General features: G+C 42.4%; 13 protein-coding genes. 3 read left to right on the forward strand and 10 right to left on the reverse strand.

Going from position 1 to position 16,218, the window contains the following annotated elements; genetic code table 11:
- Positions 1-26: 26 nt before the first annotated feature.
- The 3 genes from A4U55_RS07680 to A4U55_RS07690 form a co-directional block, all read right to left on the reverse strand.
- On the reverse strand, positions 27-620 hold the full coding sequence (locus A4U55_RS07680) for a methylated-DNA--[protein]-cysteine S-methyltransferase (protein ID WP_003673115.1): 594 nt from the start codon (positions 618-620) through the stop codon (positions 27-29).
- The gene (ftsY, locus tag A4U55_RS07685; protein WP_063454207.1) at positions 617-1,558 is read right to left on the reverse strand and encodes a signal recognition particle-docking protein FtsY; all 942 of its coding nucleotides are present in this window, start codon (positions 1,556-1,558) and stop codon (positions 617-619) included. The genes A4U55_RS07680 and ftsY overlap by 4 nt, the downstream gene beginning before the upstream one ends.
- A gap of 127 nt (positions 1,559-1,685) precedes the next feature.
- Positions 1,686-3,809 carry a PhoX family protein gene (locus tag A4U55_RS07690; protein WP_003671057.1) on the reverse strand — a complete coding sequence of 708 codons (2,124 nt, stop codon included), beginning with the start codon at positions 3,807-3,809 and terminating at the stop codon, positions 1,686-1,688.
- Between the two features lie 414 nt (positions 3,810-4,223).
- On the opposite strand from A4U55_RS07690, the gene A4U55_RS07695 reads away from it, so the two are divergent.
- Both A4U55_RS07695 and A4U55_RS07700 read left to right on the forward strand, forming a co-directional pair.
- Complete coding sequence (locus A4U55_RS07695; protein WP_063454208.1) at positions 4,224-5,636, forward strand: M16 family metallopeptidase; 1,413 nt, start codon at positions 4,224-4,226, stop codon at positions 5,634-5,636.
- Positions 5,637-5,651: 15 nt separating this feature from the next.
- Positions 5,652-7,106, forward strand: coding sequence for a M16 family metallopeptidase (locus tag A4U55_RS07700; protein WP_063454209.1), 1,455 nt, complete (start codon positions 5,652-5,654; stop codon positions 7,104-7,106).
- A gap of 47 nt (positions 7,107-7,153) precedes the next feature.
- Here the strand turns inward: A4U55_RS07700 and A4U55_RS07705 are convergent, their stop codons facing one another.
- A complete protein-coding gene (locus A4U55_RS07705; RefSeq protein ID WP_003664326.1) occupies positions 7,154-7,912 on the reverse strand; it encodes a YoaK family protein in 759 nt (252 codons plus the stop codon).
- A 336-nt stretch (positions 7,913-8,248) separates the two neighbouring features.
- Between A4U55_RS07705 and putA the strand changes: the two genes are divergently transcribed.
- Complete coding sequence (putA, locus tag A4U55_RS07710; RefSeq protein WP_063454210.1) at positions 8,249-11,833, forward strand: bifunctional proline dehydrogenase/L-glutamate gamma-semialdehyde dehydrogenase PutA; 3,585 nt, start codon at positions 8,249-8,251, stop codon at positions 11,831-11,833.
- A gap of 80 nt (positions 11,834-11,913) precedes the next feature.
- Here putA and lptB read toward each other — a convergent pair whose 3' ends face one another.
- The 6 genes from lptB to hfq all read right to left on the reverse strand — a co-directional run bounded on the left by lptB (position 11,914) and on the right by hfq (position 16,170).
- Entirely contained in the window at positions 11,914-12,642 is a 729-nt protein-coding gene (gene lptB, locus A4U55_RS07715) for an LPS export ABC transporter ATP-binding protein (protein WP_063454211.1), read from the reverse strand.
- Positions 12,643-12,651: 9 nt separating this feature from the next.
- A complete protein-coding gene (gene lptA, locus A4U55_RS07720; protein ID WP_003658213.1) occupies positions 12,652-13,179 on the reverse strand; it encodes a lipopolysaccharide transport periplasmic protein LptA in 528 nt (175 codons plus the stop codon).
- 31 nt (positions 13,180-13,210) lie between these two features.
- On the reverse strand, positions 13,211-13,786 hold the full coding sequence (lptC, locus tag A4U55_RS07725; RefSeq protein ID WP_003664322.1) for an LPS export ABC transporter periplasmic protein LptC: 576 nt from the start codon (positions 13,784-13,786) through the stop codon (positions 13,211-13,213).
- 9 nt (positions 13,787-13,795) lie between these two features.
- On the reverse strand, positions 13,796-14,317 hold the full coding sequence (locus tag A4U55_RS07730) for a KdsC family phosphatase (protein WP_063454212.1): 522 nt from the start codon (positions 14,315-14,317) through the stop codon (positions 13,796-13,798).
- Between the two features lie 54 nt (positions 14,318-14,371).
- Entirely contained in the window at positions 14,372-15,391 is a 1,020-nt protein-coding gene (locus A4U55_RS07735) for a KpsF/GutQ family sugar-phosphate isomerase (RefSeq protein ID WP_003658218.1), read from the reverse strand.
- Between the two features lie 146 nt (positions 15,392-15,537).
- Positions 15,538-16,170, reverse strand: coding sequence for an RNA chaperone Hfq (hfq, locus tag A4U55_RS07740; RefSeq protein ID WP_003658221.1), 633 nt, complete (start codon positions 16,168-16,170; stop codon positions 15,538-15,540).
- Positions 16,171-16,218 lie beyond the last annotated feature (48 nt).

A 16,218-nucleotide genomic window follows, 5' to 3' on the forward strand; every position in this document is an offset into this window, starting at 1 on the left:
ACCATCAAATATGAAATTAAAATTATCTAATTATAGCATAAATAATCAAAATCAGTCGGTGTTTTATTTTTGCTTAAGTGACACGCCATCTCAAAATCTAATAATGCTTTTTTAATGGCAACACCACCTGTATAACCACCCAAACCCCCATCAGATGCAACCACTCGGTGACAAGGAACGATTAGGCTTAAAGGATTTTTGCCATTGGCATTGGCACAGGCGCGAAACGCTTTGGGTTTATCAATGAGTGTGGCAAGCTTGGCATAGCTGATGGTCTGACCATAATCAATCGTCAACAGTGCCGCCCAAACCTGTTGCTGAAATTGAGTGCCATAAGAAAAATCAAGCGGTATGCTAAAGTTCCTGCGAGTACCATCAAAGTACTCATTAAGCTGCTCGGTGGTCTGTAAAAGAATCGCCTGATCGGGCTGATTGATATCTAATTGGGATGGTTTTATAAATATCGCATGCTGATTGGCTTGATTGAGCAGTTTTTGGGTTTTGATATCTTGCCAATCAAGTAAAATCAGCTTACCGTGACTGGCAGTTAGGTGCATGGTTGGCAAATCAGGTAAAAAACTTGGTGGATGATAGTTAGTGCTAACTGCTTTTGCCATCATTCTTCTTTTTCCAAAAGTGCATCAACAAAATCTTTTGGCTTAAATGGCTGTAGGTCGTCAATACCCTCTCCAACGCCGATAAAACGGATGGGAATATCCGTATTTTGGGCGATATTAAATACCACACCACCTTTGGCTGTCCCATCTAGCTTTGTAATACTGATGCCAGTTAAATTCACTGCTTCTGAAAATACTTGCACTTGATTGATGGCGTTTTGACCTGTGCCTGCATCTAGCACGATCATCGTCTCATGCGGAGCAGTTTCGTCGCCCTTTTTCATCACACGCACAACCTTTTCAAGTTCATTCATCAGATGCGTTTTATTTTGTAGGCGTCCTGCTGTATCAGCGATAAGCACATCAATGCCCTTTGCCTTGGCAGACTGCATGGCATCAAAAATCACCGAAGCACTGTCTGAGCCATGACCTTGAGCGATGACAGCAATGCCATTTCGCTCACCCCAAATTTGTAGCTGCTCGGTGGCGGCGGCTCGAAAAGTGTCGCCAGCGGCAAGCATGACCGACTTACCCTCATTTTGTAAACGCTTGGCAAGCTTACCGATTGTGGTGGTCTTACCAACACCATTGACACCCACCATCAAAATGACATAGGGCTTTTTGGTGGTATCAATAATCAAAGGTGCAACTTTTGGCGTCAAAATGTCGGTCAACTCGGTTTTGAGTGCTTTATACAAAGCATGCGAGTAAATCAAATCGCCACGCGCGGTCTGCTCGGTGAGATTTTTGATAATGCGATTGGTGGCATTGACACCAATATCAGCAACCAGTAGCTGATCTTCAACTTCCTCAAGCAGCTCATCATCAATCTGTTTGCCACCAACCAAGACATTAACCAGCCCTTCTGATAGGTTTTTACTTGACTTTGATAGTCCAGCTTTCATGCGGGAAAACCAGCCACCTTTTTCGTTTTCGCTCATATCCTTACCTACATTTTATGATTTTGTTCAATGATTTTGATTGTAGCACAAATTTACCCAAAATTCATTACACAAAAACCTTAAAACCTATCATAACATGCTTGGGGATCGGTGGTATTAGCTGATATTAGGCCATGTTTTGTAATGATTCGCCTAAGATCACGCCACCATCATTTTTGGTAATCATGACTGTCGCTGAGCGCGGTACGCGTCCGCCTGGAACCGCACCCCAAGTCACATCAGGGCTGTCTTCGCCAGGATGCTGGATATTGATGAATAAGGTTTTGAAGTCAGGTGTCATGGTGATGCCTGTGACCTCACAGCCTTTTGGACCCACAAAGAATCTTTTTAGGGTATCATTAGTCGCCATTGCACCCACAGGCGTATTACGTCCTGTGGTTGTGGTCATGATTTTACCATCACCCACATGGCTAGGCAGCGCTGCAAGTAGCATACAGTTGGTAGTTTTGGTATAAGCACTGTCATCCGTTTGAATCCACAAGACACCACGTGGATCAAAATACAAGCCATCTGGAGAAGACAAGTCATTTTCAGCAGATAGATTGGATAAGTTTTGCTCAGTCAAATCATTTGGCGCAGCAAACAAATACACATCCCAATCAAACGCTGTTGCGGTATGCTCACCGCGCTCACGCCAGCGAACGATATGACCATGTTGGTTGCCTTTGTTGTTATAGCTTCTTGGGTTGGCGGCATCGGTAGCTTCAACTGTACGCTTTGAGTTGTTGGTCAAAGTCACATAAACTTCGCCTGTGATCGGACTGACCGAGATCCACTCAGGACGGTCCATCTTGGTTGCGCCTACGCTGTCGGCCGCCAAGCGAGCATTGATGACAACATCGGCTTGGTCTTTGAACGGATAATCTTTATGATTGACTTTACCATAAGACAGCTCACGCCATTCACCTGTACCATCTGTATTAAACACAGCAACATACAGCGTGCCATTGTTCATGTATTTATCGCCTGCTTTTAGGCCTTTGCCCACATCGCTTGGTGACCATTTGGCTTTAGAGACAAATTTATAAATGTACTCACCGCGCGCATCATCACCCATATAAAAGACCACAGGCTTGCCAGCGACAGGCGGTACAAAGGCACAGTTTTCATGAGCAAAGCGCCCCAGGCTTGTGCGCTTTACTGCGCGAGCTTTTGGATCAAATGGATCAATTTCTACGATGTATCCAAAGCCATTAAACCCGTTACGATAATCAGCACTTGCGTCATTGGCTTTGGCAGTGGCTTCCCAGCGACTGAATTCATCAGTTACAATGCCTTCTTTATCGTCAGCAGTGTGCCACAAATAGCCGCCGCCTGTGCTGTTTTCTTTTAAGCCATAGCGAGCCAGTGCGACATCTGCTTGGGTGCCGATTTTGGCTTTGTCTTCACCGCGTGCAAAGACATTTAAAAAGTTTTCTTCGGTGGTTAGATAAGTGCCCCATGGTGACATACCTGAACCACATTGGTTATTGATGCCCCAAGTGCTTTTGCCTGATTTGTCAAATTTGGTGATAAGCATTTTACTACCTGCTGCTGCACCTGCAAAATCTACCGTCGTTGCACTTGAAAAACGCTTATTAAATGGTGAGTTTTTGACCATTTCATAGCGATCGCCTGTCTTTCTTAGCTCAACCACAGTCACGCCATGAGCGTTAGCATCGCGACGCACATCCATAGCAAGGCGTTTTTTTCGATAAATCGGCGCGGCATTGTTATCTTCCTGTGTAAAGAAACCCATTGGGTGTAGATTTTCGTTGGTATATTCATGGTTGATTGCCAACAAAGCACGATTTGATTGATTGGGATCAAATTTGCCGTTGACCATGCCATAAAAATGCATACCGTCGTGGTTATCGCCCATGCGATACAAAAATGATTCGCCTGAATGTTCGCGGTTGTCACGGAACGCTTCGATGCCATCGATCAGCGGCTCACCCAAATGCAAAAATGCACGCGCCGTGTAGCCTTCGGCAACTTTCATGTCATTGCCTGTATAATGAGGTACGGCTTTGAATTGAAGTTTTGTTGGGCGTGCCAAATTTGTTTTCGTTGGTGCCGTGGTGGAATTTGTGCTCGCCATCAAAGGCAATGAGCCAAACATGGCAGCAGCCGTCAAGCCTGCACCACCTTTTAAAATGGTGCGGCGTGACACGGTTTGATTTAGGATATCAGCAAAGCTTGGGTTGCTGGTTGAGTTTGAGTCTTCGATAAAATCGTGTGGGTTATTCATCTGTATTTCCTTAGGCTTGCCATAGTAAGCTGGCTTGGTGAATGCCGTTATCTTAGCAAGCAAGCATGACAGATTAGTGACTGATTCATGACAGATTTATGACAGAGATTAAGCAGTTTTTGTTTGACAAAATTTTCATTTGATAAGCATTTATTACTCAATGTAGATAATCTGTGACATTTGGCTTTAGTGTTGTGTTTTTGATGATGATTATCATTATAATACTTAGGTCATCAAAATAATGGTCAGATGATTTAGCGATAATTTAGCTGGAGTGATTTATGAATGACTTATTAAAAAGTTGCTTACTGATGATATTTGCTTTGACAGTCATCGGCTGTGCCAGTGTTTCACCGACAGCATCGGTGATGATTGGCGGTACAACCACATTATAAAACAAAATAAGGATATACTATGAAACTCATGCCATTGGCTTTTGTGATTGGTGCGGCGGTTGGCTTATCTGCCTGTCAAAGTCTTGACCATACCCAAAACGCTATCTCAACCACAAAAACCCCAAGCACCCAAGCAGAACATCACGATATTTATACCCAAACCTTAAAAAATGGTCTAAAGGTCATCATCAAACAAGACAGCCGAGCGCCCATTGTGATGACCCAAGTTTGGTATGATGTGGGTTCAAGTGATGAGCCTATTGGAAAAGGTGGTATTTCACATTTTTTAGAACACATGATGTTTAAAGATGCCAAAGGTGTCAGTCATGACGACTATCAACGCCTCATTAGTCATTTTGGGGGTGAGTTAAATGCCTTTACCAGTGATGAATTTACGGCCTATTATGAAAGCCTGCCTGCCAATCAATTTCCATTGGCACTACAAATAGAAGCCAATCGCATGAATAACCTCATCTTGACCGCTGAGGAGGTTGCCACCGAAAAACAGGTAATCAAAGAAGAACGCCGCCTAACCACAGACGACAAACCCACCGCCAAAGCTCGTGAAGAGTTTTTGGCAATTGCCCTACCAAATTCTCCCAAAGGTCTCCCCATCATTGGTAGCATGCCAGAGATTGAAGCAATTACGGTAACAGACTTGCAAAATTGGTATGATCAATGGTACGCACCAAACAATGCAACATTAGTACTGGTTGGCGACATCGACCCCAAAACCGCCCTGCCTTGGATCGAAAAATATTTTGGCACTCTAAAACCATCATCATTACCAAAACGCACCCCACTTAGCCAGCCAAGTCATCGTGGCTATACGCAGGCCAATAGCTATCAAAATGTTAAAGTACCAAGCTTAATCATGGGGTTTAATGTACCTACTTTAGGTAGTCGTACTATTAAAAATCATACCAAAGAAGCTCATGCATTATCACTGCTTAGCGATATTGCTGATGGCGGCTTATCAGCGCGTTTTGAGCGTCATCTGATTCGCAAATTACAAATACTAAATAGCGTTTCTATTCGCTATAATATGCTCTCAAAAAGTGATGATTTATTTACCATTATTGCCACACCTCGTGAGGGTGTCAGCTTGGCAGATGCTGAAGCTGCCATATTAGCAGAGCTTAATGCCATCACCAACGATCAAATCACGGATGATGAGCTGGCCCGTAGTCGTGCAGGCTTGTTATCATCTTTGGTGTTTGCCAATGATAGTATCGCCAAACAAGCCTCTAATTTAGGTGCTTTGTCTGCGTTGGGGTTGCCTTTAGATACTTTAGATACTCTACCAAAAGCATTGGACAAAGTCAGTAAATCAGACATCCAAGCTGTGGGTAAAAAATATCTGAACAAAGACAATCTAACCACGGTTTATGTATTGCCCAAAAATACACAATCGCCCTCAGACACTCATTAATCGATGGACACTGACATGAAACATTTAACAAAACATCGCCTATCAGCTGCCATCATTGGCGTTTTATTATTCATTAGCCCATCAGTGCAAGCAAATACGACACACCATCATACGCTAACCAGTAGCGAGCTTAAACTTGCTGATGATAGTATTATTGATAGTATCAATCAATTGGGTGAGCTGACCGTCAATATTCCAAATACACAATATTTTCAAACCAACAACGGTGTGAGCGTTGCTTTTACGCCATTACATGAGCTGCCTATTGTCGATATCAGCTTGTATTTTAATGCAGGGTCAGCGTATGACCATCAGGTTGGCAAATCAGGCACGGCTAACATGGTTGCAACCATGCTCACCCAAGGAACTGACAGCCTTTCTGAAGATGAGTTTGTTGCTGCCAAAGAGCGTCTTGGCATTGATTTTACCAGTACAGCAAATAAGGATAACTTAACTTTATCATTAAGAAGCTTGTCTGATCAATCATTATTAAATCAAGCCGCCGATTTAATGGTCGATGCTGTCACTCAACCTGCTTTTGATGATAAGACTCTACAACGCAACAAAAATCAGCTCATCACCAGTTTAAAACAAAAAAAGCAAAACCCTTATCATGTAGCTTCTGTTGCTTATCATCAAGCCGTATATGAAAATCATCCTTATGCACACGCAACCACAGGCGATGAAGATAGTATTGCCAAAATTGATCGTGATGAGCTGCTTAATTTTTGGCATACTTTTATTAATGCAAATAATGCGACACTGGTGATTACAGGTGATATGACCGCCGAGCAAGCCAAATCACTTGCCAACCATCTGACCGCCAAATTACCGACAGGCAAGTCGTATAAAAATACGCTGGATTTGACAAAACCAGTTAAGGCTCGCCATATCCATATTCCTCACAACAGTAGTCAAACCCAAATCATCATCGGTCACCCCACCAGTAAAGTACGCACGGACAAAGCAGGTCGTCAAGAGTTCAGCGATTTTTCATTAGGTAATGAAATTTTGGCAGGTGGTGATTTTAATGCCAGATTGATGAAAACCATTCGAGAGCAAAAAGGCTACACTTATGGCATTTATGGCGGTATGGAACGCCTCAGAGCAGGTGGTAATTATGTGGTTGAATTTTCAACCGATGGCGATAAAGCAGCCGATGCCATTTTAGAGACGCTACACATCATTAATGAGTCGCTGAATGAAGGCATAACCCAAGAAGAGCTTGAGTTGGTGCGTTTGGGTAATAAAAATGGTTTTGCCAATATTTTTTCAAGCAATGCCAGTATTCATCGTGTCATTGGTGCTTTATTTGTTGCCGATTATCCAAAAGATCATCTTAACAATACGCTCAATCGCTTGGATAATGCCACGATAAATAGTGTTAATACCGCACTGAACTTGCGTATCAAGCCTGATGAATTTATCATCATCACCGTGGGTAAAACTAAGCCAAATTTGGACAAATAACTAAATAACTCAAATCCTTAAAACATGCCAAACGATTTTGGCATGTTTTAAGTGGATAGTTTGGAATGATGAGACTTTGAGCGGCGTTTTTTTCGTTGATTTTGGATCAGTTTTAGGCGTACAAGTCTTAATATTTGAGTATATAATTTGCCCATTTGATGATAAAATAAAGCGGCAATCAAAATGATCGTAATTGGCAAAATCATCGATAAATATCCGATGTAACTGTATAAAAGTACAGCTGAAATACTGCCCATAAAAAATCCCCACCACAGCGAGCTATGTAAAATGATTTTACGCAAGCTGACACGCCGACCAACCAACCAGTTACCTACTGTAGCACCCAAGTCTGAAGTGATACCGGTTAAATGTGTGGTGCGAATGACTGTGCCATGATAAGTTGCAACCATTGAGTTTTGGAGTCCGCACGCCATGGCAATCATCATTTGACCCAAAAAATGATGTGTCAATAAATACATCCAAAGGCTCAAGCACAGCATCAGCACCTCTAAAAGCATGGCATAGCCATAATTTTGGTGGATATTGAGTTCACTTGAGCCAATGATAGCACCACTTAATACCGATCCTACCCAAAAAGACCCGATGGATATTAATAATAACTTAAAATTTAACCAGTCATTGCTAAGCATTGAAACCACAAATAAACTGACATTGCCTGTCACATGTGATGCTGAAATATGGGTGATACCCATTAAGGCAGTTGTATTTAAAATACCTGCACAAAATGCCAAAACCACAGCACTCATTAATACCCAAGTTGGAATGACCTCCCCCATGATTTTCATTAATCATCACCTGTTGTCTAAATCAGCCCTTACCGTATGATTATACAATAAACCACCTGAGCTAAACCATACCAAAACACTACTGTTTTTATTAAAGTTATTGGGCTAACTGTTTGGTCAAACCAGCCTGATAGTTTTAACCAATTCATAAAAAATAATTATCTTAAGCTTAAAAAAATATCATACTTAAAAAATCGGTAATATCACGGAAAATGCATAAAAATTTACTTGGTTTATATGTTCATATAAGATATAATTAACGCTTAATTCTGATTTTTATATCATTTATTTTGACAGTTTAACTGGTTCTTATATTTTCATTTTGTGAGTTACTTTATGTTTAACTTTACCCACACTCAATCCACCTTACGAGACGCCATTACCAGTGCTTATCGATTAGATGAAGTCACCGCAGTATCAAATTTATTAGAAACTCTAAACTTCAATAATGATGAAAAATCACACATCAGCGATTTGGCTCGCCGATTAATTACCCAAGTTCGAACCAACCGCAGCAAATCCTCGGGCGTTGATGCACTCATGCACGAATTTTCCTTATCCAGCGAAGAAGGTGTGGCGTTGATGTGTTTGGCAGAAGCCTTGCTACGCATTCCTGATACGGCCACACGAGACAGATTGATTCAAGATAAACTGTCTGATGGCAATTGGAAAAGCCATATCGGTCATAGCCCATCCATGTTTGTGAATGCTGCTGCTTGGGGCTTGGTTTTGACAGGCAAACTCACCCAGCCTACCAGCGAAAAAGGGCTAAGCTCGGCATTAACCCGTGTTCTACAAAAAGGTGGCGCACCATTTATTCGTGCAGGCGTTAACCATGCCATGAAAATCTTGGGTAAACAATTTGTTACTGGTCAGACGATCCAAGAAGCCTTATCTAATGGTAAAGAGCGTGAAAAGCTTGGATATCGTTTCAGCTTTGATATGCTTGGTGAGGCAGCCATGACCGCTGAAGACGCTGATCGCTATTATCAAGATTATGTTACTGCAATTCATGCGATTGGCAAAGATTCTGTTGGTCGAGGCGTTTATGATGGTAATGGTATTTCAGTTAAATTGTCTGCCATTCACCCACGCTATTTTCGTGCACAACACGCACGCGTGATGAATGAGCTGTTGCCACGCCTAAAAGCCTTGTTTGTACTTGCCAAAGAATACAATATCGGTCTAAATATTGACGCTGAAGAGGCTAACCGTCTTGAGTTGTCATTAGACTTGATGGAAAAATTGGTTTCTGATCCTGATTTAGCGGGATTTAATGGTATTGGTTTTGTGGTACAAGCATATCAAAAACGCTGCCCTTATGTGATTGATTATTTGATTGATTTGGCTCGTCGCAATCATCAAAAACTGATGATTCGCTTGGTTAAAGGTGCTTATTGGGATAGCGAAATCAAATGGGCCCAAGTTGATGGCTTGGATGGTTACCCTGTATATACCCGTAAGGTACATACCGATGTATCTTATTTAGCCTGTGCTAAAAAATTATTGGCTGCTCAAGATGTGATCTATCCACAATTTGCCACGCATAATGCCCAAAGTTTAGCAACCATCTATGAGATGGGTAAAGATAAAGAATTTGAATTTCAATGCTTGCACGGTATGGGCGAAACACTGTATGACCAAGTTGTTGGTGATAATAATTTGGGTCGTCGAGTGCGTATTTATGCGCCTGTTGGTACTCATAAAACGCTACTGGCTTATTTGGTACGCCGCTTGCTAGAAAATGGGGCAAACTCCTCTTTTGTTAATCGCATTGTTGATGAGCAAGTCAGTATTGATGAATTGGTTGAATCGCCCATTGATATTGTCAAAGCCAATGGCATCTCTCAAAATCCACTCACGCCACCACCTCGCCATATTTATGGTGATCGCAAAAACTCGCTTGGATTGGATTTAACCAATGAACACACACTTGGCAGATTAGAAGACTTAATGCAACCTGCCAGTCAGATTGATTTTAATGTCTCTTCATTAACGGCAGTAGATGTCAGCCATCAGCCTGCTCATACTGTCTTAAATCCAAGTGATCATCGAGATGTTGTTGGTCAAGTTTCTTTTATTGATCCAAACAGCGTACCAGATGTTATCACCACAGCTTTAAACGCCCAAACAAATTGGCAGACTGTCTCTGCTGCCGAACGAGCTGCCATTTTACGCCGTTTTGCAGATTTGATGGAAGACTCTGCTCATATGGCACTATTGATGATGGTTGCCGTCCGTGAAGCAGGCAAAACCTTATTAAATGCCATTGCTGAGGTTCGTGAAGCGGTTGATTTTTGTCGTTATTATGCTGATGAAGCAGAATCGCTTAATCTGTCTAGCCCTGTTGGTACGGTCGTTGCGATTAGCCCATGGAACTTCCCCCTAGCTATTTTTGTCGGTGAGGTTGTCTCGGCATTGGTAACAGGTAATACTGTTGTTGCCAAACCTGCCGAACAAACCAGTTTAATCGCACATTTGGCAGTATCTTGGCTACATGAGTCTGGTGTGCCAAAAGATGCTTTACAGCTTGTCTTAGGTGCAGGCGATGTTGGAGCAGCTTTAACATCAGATGAACGCATCAACGGTGTTATTTTCACTGGCTCAACAGAAGTTGCCAAACATATCAATAAACTACTTGCTGCTCGTGATGATAATCCAGTACTCATCGCCGAAACAGGTGGGATGAATGCAATGATTGTTGATAGTACCGCTCTACCCGAACAAGTTTGTGCCGATGTACTGGCATCAGCATTTGATTCAGCAGGTCAGCGGTGCTCTGCTTTGAGAATTTTATGTGTCCAAGAAGACATTGCTGATCATGTGGTTGCAATGATTAAAGGGGCAATGGATGAGCTGATTGTTGATAATCCTGCCGCCCTTTCAACAGATGTTGGACCTGTGATTGATGAAGAAGCACAAAAAAATCTACTTGAACATATCAACGCACTCAAACAAATTGCACCTTATCATGAAGTTGCCATCGCATCAGATGCACCATCAACCTTTGTTGCACCGATTTTGTTTGAACTCAAAGATCTATCACAGCTTAAAAAGGAAGTTTTTGGCCCTGTCTTGCATGTTGTACGATTTGCTGCCCATGAGCTGAATGATTTGATAGACAGTATCAATAAAAAAGGATACGCCCTAACCCACGGTATCCATAGTCGCATTGATGGTACGATTGATCAAATTACTGACCGTATCCAAGCAGGCAATGTTTATATTAACCGTAATATTGTTGGTGCAGTCGTTGGCGTTCAACCTTTTGGTGGACATGGTATGAGTGGTACAGGTCCTAAGGCAGGCGGTCCTTTTTATCTTCAGCGTCTAAGTCATCTGACAAACTGGCAAAAACCAACGGTTGATACGCCAGCGAGTATTGATCATACAGCACTAAGCAAAGTACAGCGGTTAGCGCACAAGCTTTTGACATCTGATAATGAGAAGGCAAATTTTGATGCTGTCGCACAACAAGCCATCAACTCATCTTTAAATCAAGCTTCGGTCATCCTACCAGGTCCAACAGGAGAGACCAACACCCTAAGTTGGCATGCACCAAAACAAGTTGCTTTGTATGGTGGATCACAATCCCAAGCACTAGACGCCTTGGCAATCTTGGCAGCCAATGGTATCATCACTCAGGTTCGCCCATCTCATGTACTGGCAGAGCATGCCAATGAGTTAATTGGCGTCCTAAAAGTTGTTGAAGAACCTGCGGTGAATGCTAATGATATCATCATTGCATTATCAACAATGCCTGCTGATGAACAAGTTAGTATTGCCAAACTAGATGGTTCAATTCGCCGTATCATTGATGCCACCAATGGGCTTGATATTGCAAGACTGTATCATGAGGTCAGCCAAAGCTATAATACAACCGCTGCAGGGGGCAATGCCAGCTTAATGGCTTCGGCGTAAGCCCTTAAACCGCAATAAAACCGCTCTATCTTGGAGCGGTTTTATTGTAATAAAGCAGAATTATTTTATTTTATAAATACTTAAGCAACGAAATCTTGGCCAAGATAGACCTTACGAACTAACTTATTAAATAAAATTTCATCTTTATTACCTTGGGCGATAACTTTCCCTTCAGAAACGATATAAGCTTTTTGGCAAATTGACAGTGTTTCACGAACATTATGATCGGTAATTAGTACACCAATCCCACGCTCACGCAAAGTTTCGATGACCTGCATGATATCGCTCACAGAAATTGGATCAACGCCTGCAAATGGTTCATCCAATAAGATGAATTTGGGATTTGATGCCAAACAGCGTGCAATCTCGCACCTTCTGCGTTCACCGCCTGATACACTCATGCCCAACGAATGGCGGACATGCTCTAAATGAAAATCAGCCATCAGCTTTTCAAGCTGCTGACGCTGCTCTGTTTGTGTTAAATCCTTGCGTGTCTGTAAGATTGCCATGATATTTTGTTCGACGGTCAGCTTACGAAAGATAGAAGCTTCTTGGGGCAGATAACCGATACCTTTGGCAGCACGCTCATGCATGGCATTTTTTGAAATATCTTGGTTACCTAAAATTACCTGACCTTTATCCATAGGCACAAGACCGATCACCATATAAAAACTTGTGGTTTTGCCTGCACCATTAGGACCTAAGATACCGACCACTTGACCTTGCTCAATCTCAAAAGAGACATCCTCGACCACCCATCTTTGACCATAACGCTTACCCAAGTGACGCATCGATAATACTGTTGTCATATTCAGGCCTTAGCGTAACCCACTGCGAGAATTTGAGTCGCTTGGTGGAAAGACCAATTCTACACGCTGACCACCACCAGCATTGGCTTCAACATCACCAACAGACAAGCTATAACGGATCGTATTACCAGAAAAACTTGATCCAGCTTGAGTGAGTTTAGCATTGCCTGTCAGCGTCACAATCCCGCTGACAGCATTATAATCAATGCGATTTGCCTGACCTTTTGCCAATCCCTTTTCTTGGGTTACGACTTGTTGTATGGTGGCAGGCTGCCCTGTTGCAACCGCTGATTTAATGCTGCGATTATTGGTATCAAGATTCACGGTCAAATTATCGGCAGCAATCTTTAATGTGCCTTGCTCAATCGTCACTTTACCTGAATAAGTGGTTACGCCAGTGCGTTCGCTATAAGTCGCACGATCGGCCAATAGTCGGATCGGCTGATTGGTATCAGAAGGCAATGCTGAAGCAATCATTGGTATACTGACTATGCACGATAAAAATAGGTATTTTGTAATTACAAAATCAGCTTTCATATAAAACCTTGAAAAAACTTAAAAAATTTAATTAAAATAAAGTTTGATTTTGACGCTTTGGTGCATCAAAAAGCACTTCAATGTGATCAAACTCATATTCACCAGTTTGTAGATTCGCCCGAAAACCCTGAGCTTTAAAGCGATCTATGCCCTGTTGTACTGTCAGAGGGTCTCGGCTGGATATAGTACGATTTTTGGTATTGCCAATAATATTCAAGCCCTCAATAATCATTTCAGGCTTAGCAGCAGTGGCTGCACGCACCAACCGAAATCCTTGAGATAGTCGCAAATCGCCACTGTTTTGTTCAAGTGTCGCACGGTCGGCAGTCAGCGTATAGGTTTCGCCCTGAGGAGGTTGCCAGTGAATGGTTGCACCCAACATTTCATCTTGACCATTGGCGTTTTGAATCAATGAATCTGCGGTCAGTGTGTATTCTGTTGCACCAGTTTTAGGATCGGTTTGAATGGCTTTGATTTGGGTAACTTCAGAATCCACAGTCGGCACTTCAGGCAAGGCAGGTTTCACCTCGATATCTTCTTGATAAAAAAACCACACTGCCACCGCTAATGCTATGACACCCAACACACTTAACATACGAAAGTTCATTTGGGTCGCCTACTGAAATGTTGCAATGAATGCATCAAAGTTATTTTGTGCCTTTAAAATCAGCTCACAAACCTCTCTGACAGCACCATTACCCCCAGTTTTGGTTGTGATATAATCTGAAACTGCTCGGGTCTGCTCACACCCATTAGGTACACTGATCCCAAAGCCTACCTCACGCACAGCTTTTAGATCAGGCAAATCATCACCGATATAGGCACAGTGTGATAGCTCAATACCAAGCTTCTTAGCAAGCCCCACCAAAGCAGTCAATTTATCATCTTGACCTTGGATAATATGTGAAATACCAAGTTCTTTGGCACGTCTATCAACCATGGTAGAGCTTCGGCCTGTGATAATGGCCAAAATAATGCCTGATTGTTTGAGTGCTTGCAAACCCAAACCATCTTGCACATAAAATGCTTTGGTTTCTGTGCCTTCAGAATTATAAATGATTTGCCCATCCGACAAAATACCATCGACATCCATGGCAAAAAGTTTGATATGTTTGGCTTTTTGGTAAATTTCATTCATGAGTTTATCTTTTTAATTTCAAACCGCTTAATGTCAGTTTAGGTGTATATAAAATTAGCTGATGCCAGCTTTTAGTATATCATGAATACTAATTACGCCAATCAATTGACGATCTTTAAGTACCAAAAGCTGGCTGATGGCATTTTCATTCATCAAACTCAGTGCATCAGAGGCGCGCATCTGCTGATCAACAGACTTTGGCGTCTTGGTCATCAGTGTCTGAATTTCAACCGTCAGATTGGTATGCTCAGCCAATTTACGGCGTAAATCCCCATCGGTAAAAATACCAACCACTTTGCCATCATCATCAACGACCACAGCAAGCCCCAAGCGTCCACTGGTCATGACTAATAAAGTTTCATTCAAGCTTGATTGATGATGTACAACGGGTAAATGATCGGTATGCATGATGTCAGATACACGCGTCAAAAGCCTGCGTCCAAGCGCACCTGCAGGATGAGAGAGTGCGAAATCATGACTGGTAAATCCACGCGCGTGCAACAGTGCAACCGCCAACGCATCGCCCAAAGCCAGTGTGGCTGTGGTGCTTGAAGTTGGTGCAAGTCCAAGGGGGCATGCTTCTTCGGACAGACCCAAAGTCAGTGCAATGTCCGCTGATCTTGGCAAAATTCCACGCTTATCACGACTGATGCTAATTAGTGGAATGTTGAGTTGTTTGACGACAGGCAGCAGCATGCGTATCTCATCTGATTCGCCCGAATTTGAGATGGCAATGAGTACATCGCCTTGTACCAGCATTCCCAAATCACCATGCCCTGCCTCTCCAGGGTGCATAAAAAAGGCCGGTGTACCCGTTGATGCAAAAGTGGCAGCAATCTTACGACCAATATGTCCAGATTTGCCCATGCCTGTTACGACCACGCGTCCAGAACAGTTTAAAATCGTTTGACATGCATTGACAAAACGCTCATCAAGCTCATCAATCAACAACTCCAAAGCACGCTGTTCGGTACGGATTGCGTCAATAGCATCTTGGATGTAATCACTGGGTGCAAGGTTGTTTTGTTTCATTGCCATTTCATTCATCAAAAAAACAGGCCATAATAATAGCATATTTTATCTGTTAATTGATTGGTATTTTAGCATTTATGAGTTAGAAGGTATCACCCAATAAAAAACTTGTACACGATTAACTCGTATACAAGTTTTTATGCCAAAATACTTCATTTTGGGTTGGATAAGTCAAGATGATGACCAAATCAGGATTGATTTTCAAAATCGTCATCATAATTAAATTTTGGGTCAGGTTTGGCGTCAAAACCTGAGCGGTTGAAATTTTTGGTATCATTGCTTTCAAAGGCCTTACCATCAAAGCCTCGCTCCTCAAATCCTGAACGATCAAAATTTTGACGCTCAAAACCAGTATGATTCATACCACCGCCTTGATAGCCCATACCACCACGGTCAAATCCGCCTTGAGTTTGACGCTCAAAACCAGTTTGAGAGGTACGAGTAAAGCCGCCTTGTGGGCGAGAGCTGCTTTGATAGCCCATACCACCACGGTCAAATCCGCCTTGAGTTTGACGCTCAAAACCACCGCCTTGATAAGTGCCACTAGACATGACACCCAGATTAGCGCCTTGATATCCACCAGCGGATTGTGCAGGTGTAGAGCCGCCTTCTGTGCGAGGATTTCTGGTAGGTACAACCGTTGAAATGGCATGCTTATACACCATTTGGCTGACTGTATTTTTTAATAATACGACATATTGATCAAAAGATTCGATCTGCCCTTGTAGCTTTATGCCATTGACCAAAAAAATTGATACTGGAATACGGTCTTTACGCAGAGCATTCAAAAATGGGTCTTGTAAGGTTTGTCCTTTTGACATAAGTTTCTCCAATCTAAATAGCTAAAGCAATGTAAATGAGAAGACGCC

Source organism: Moraxella catarrhalis (assembly GCF_001632285.1).
GTDB lineage: Bacteria > Pseudomonadota > Gammaproteobacteria > Pseudomonadales > Moraxellaceae > Moraxella > Moraxella catarrhalis.

Excerpts from the sequence above, each read along its gene's own strand:
- A4U55_RS07705 (WP_003664326.1), bottom strand. The coding sequence starts at position 7,912 with ATGAAAATCATGGGGGAGGTCATTCCAACTTGGGTATTAATGAGTGCT.
- hfq (WP_003658221.1), bottom strand. The coding sequence starts at position 16,170 with ATGTCAAAAGGACAAACCTTACAAGACCCATTTTTGAATGCTCTGCGT.
- A4U55_RS07680 (WP_003673115.1), bottom strand. The coding sequence starts at position 620 with ATGATGGCAAAAGCAGTTAGCACTAACTATCATCCACCAAGTTTTTTA.
- lptB (WP_063454211.1), bottom strand. The coding sequence starts at position 12,642 with ATGACAACAGTATTATCGATGCGTCACTTGGGTAAGCGTTATGGTCAA.
- lptA (WP_003658213.1), bottom strand. The coding sequence starts at position 13,179 with ATGAAAGCTGATTTTGTAATTACAAAATACCTATTTTTATCGTGCATA.
- lptC (WP_003664322.1), bottom strand. The coding sequence starts at position 13,786 with ATGAACTTTCGTATGTTAAGTGTGTTGGGTGTCATAGCATTAGCGGTG.
- A4U55_RS07700 (WP_063454209.1), top strand. The coding sequence starts at position 5,652 with ATGAAACATTTAACAAAACATCGCCTATCAGCTGCCATCATTGGCGTT.
- A4U55_RS07735 (WP_003658218.1), bottom strand. The coding sequence starts at position 15,391 with ATGCTATTATTATGGCCTGTTTTTTTGATGAATGAAATGGCAATGAAA.
- A4U55_RS07690 (WP_003671057.1), bottom strand. The coding sequence starts at position 3,809 with ATGAATAACCCACACGATTTTATCGAAGACTCAAACTCAACCAGCAAC.
- ftsY (WP_063454207.1), bottom strand. The coding sequence starts at position 1,558 with ATGAGCGAAAACGAAAAAGGTGGCTGGTTTTCCCGCATGAAAGCTGGA.
- putA (WP_063454210.1), top strand. The coding sequence starts at position 8,249 with ATGTTTAACTTTACCCACACTCAATCCACCTTACGAGACGCCATTACC.
- A4U55_RS07695 (WP_063454208.1), top strand. The coding sequence starts at position 4,224 with ATGAAACTCATGCCATTGGCTTTTGTGATTGGTGCGGCGGTTGGCTTA.
- A4U55_RS07730 (WP_063454212.1), bottom strand. The coding sequence starts at position 14,317 with ATGAATGAAATTTACCAAAAAGCCAAACATATCAAACTTTTTGCCATG.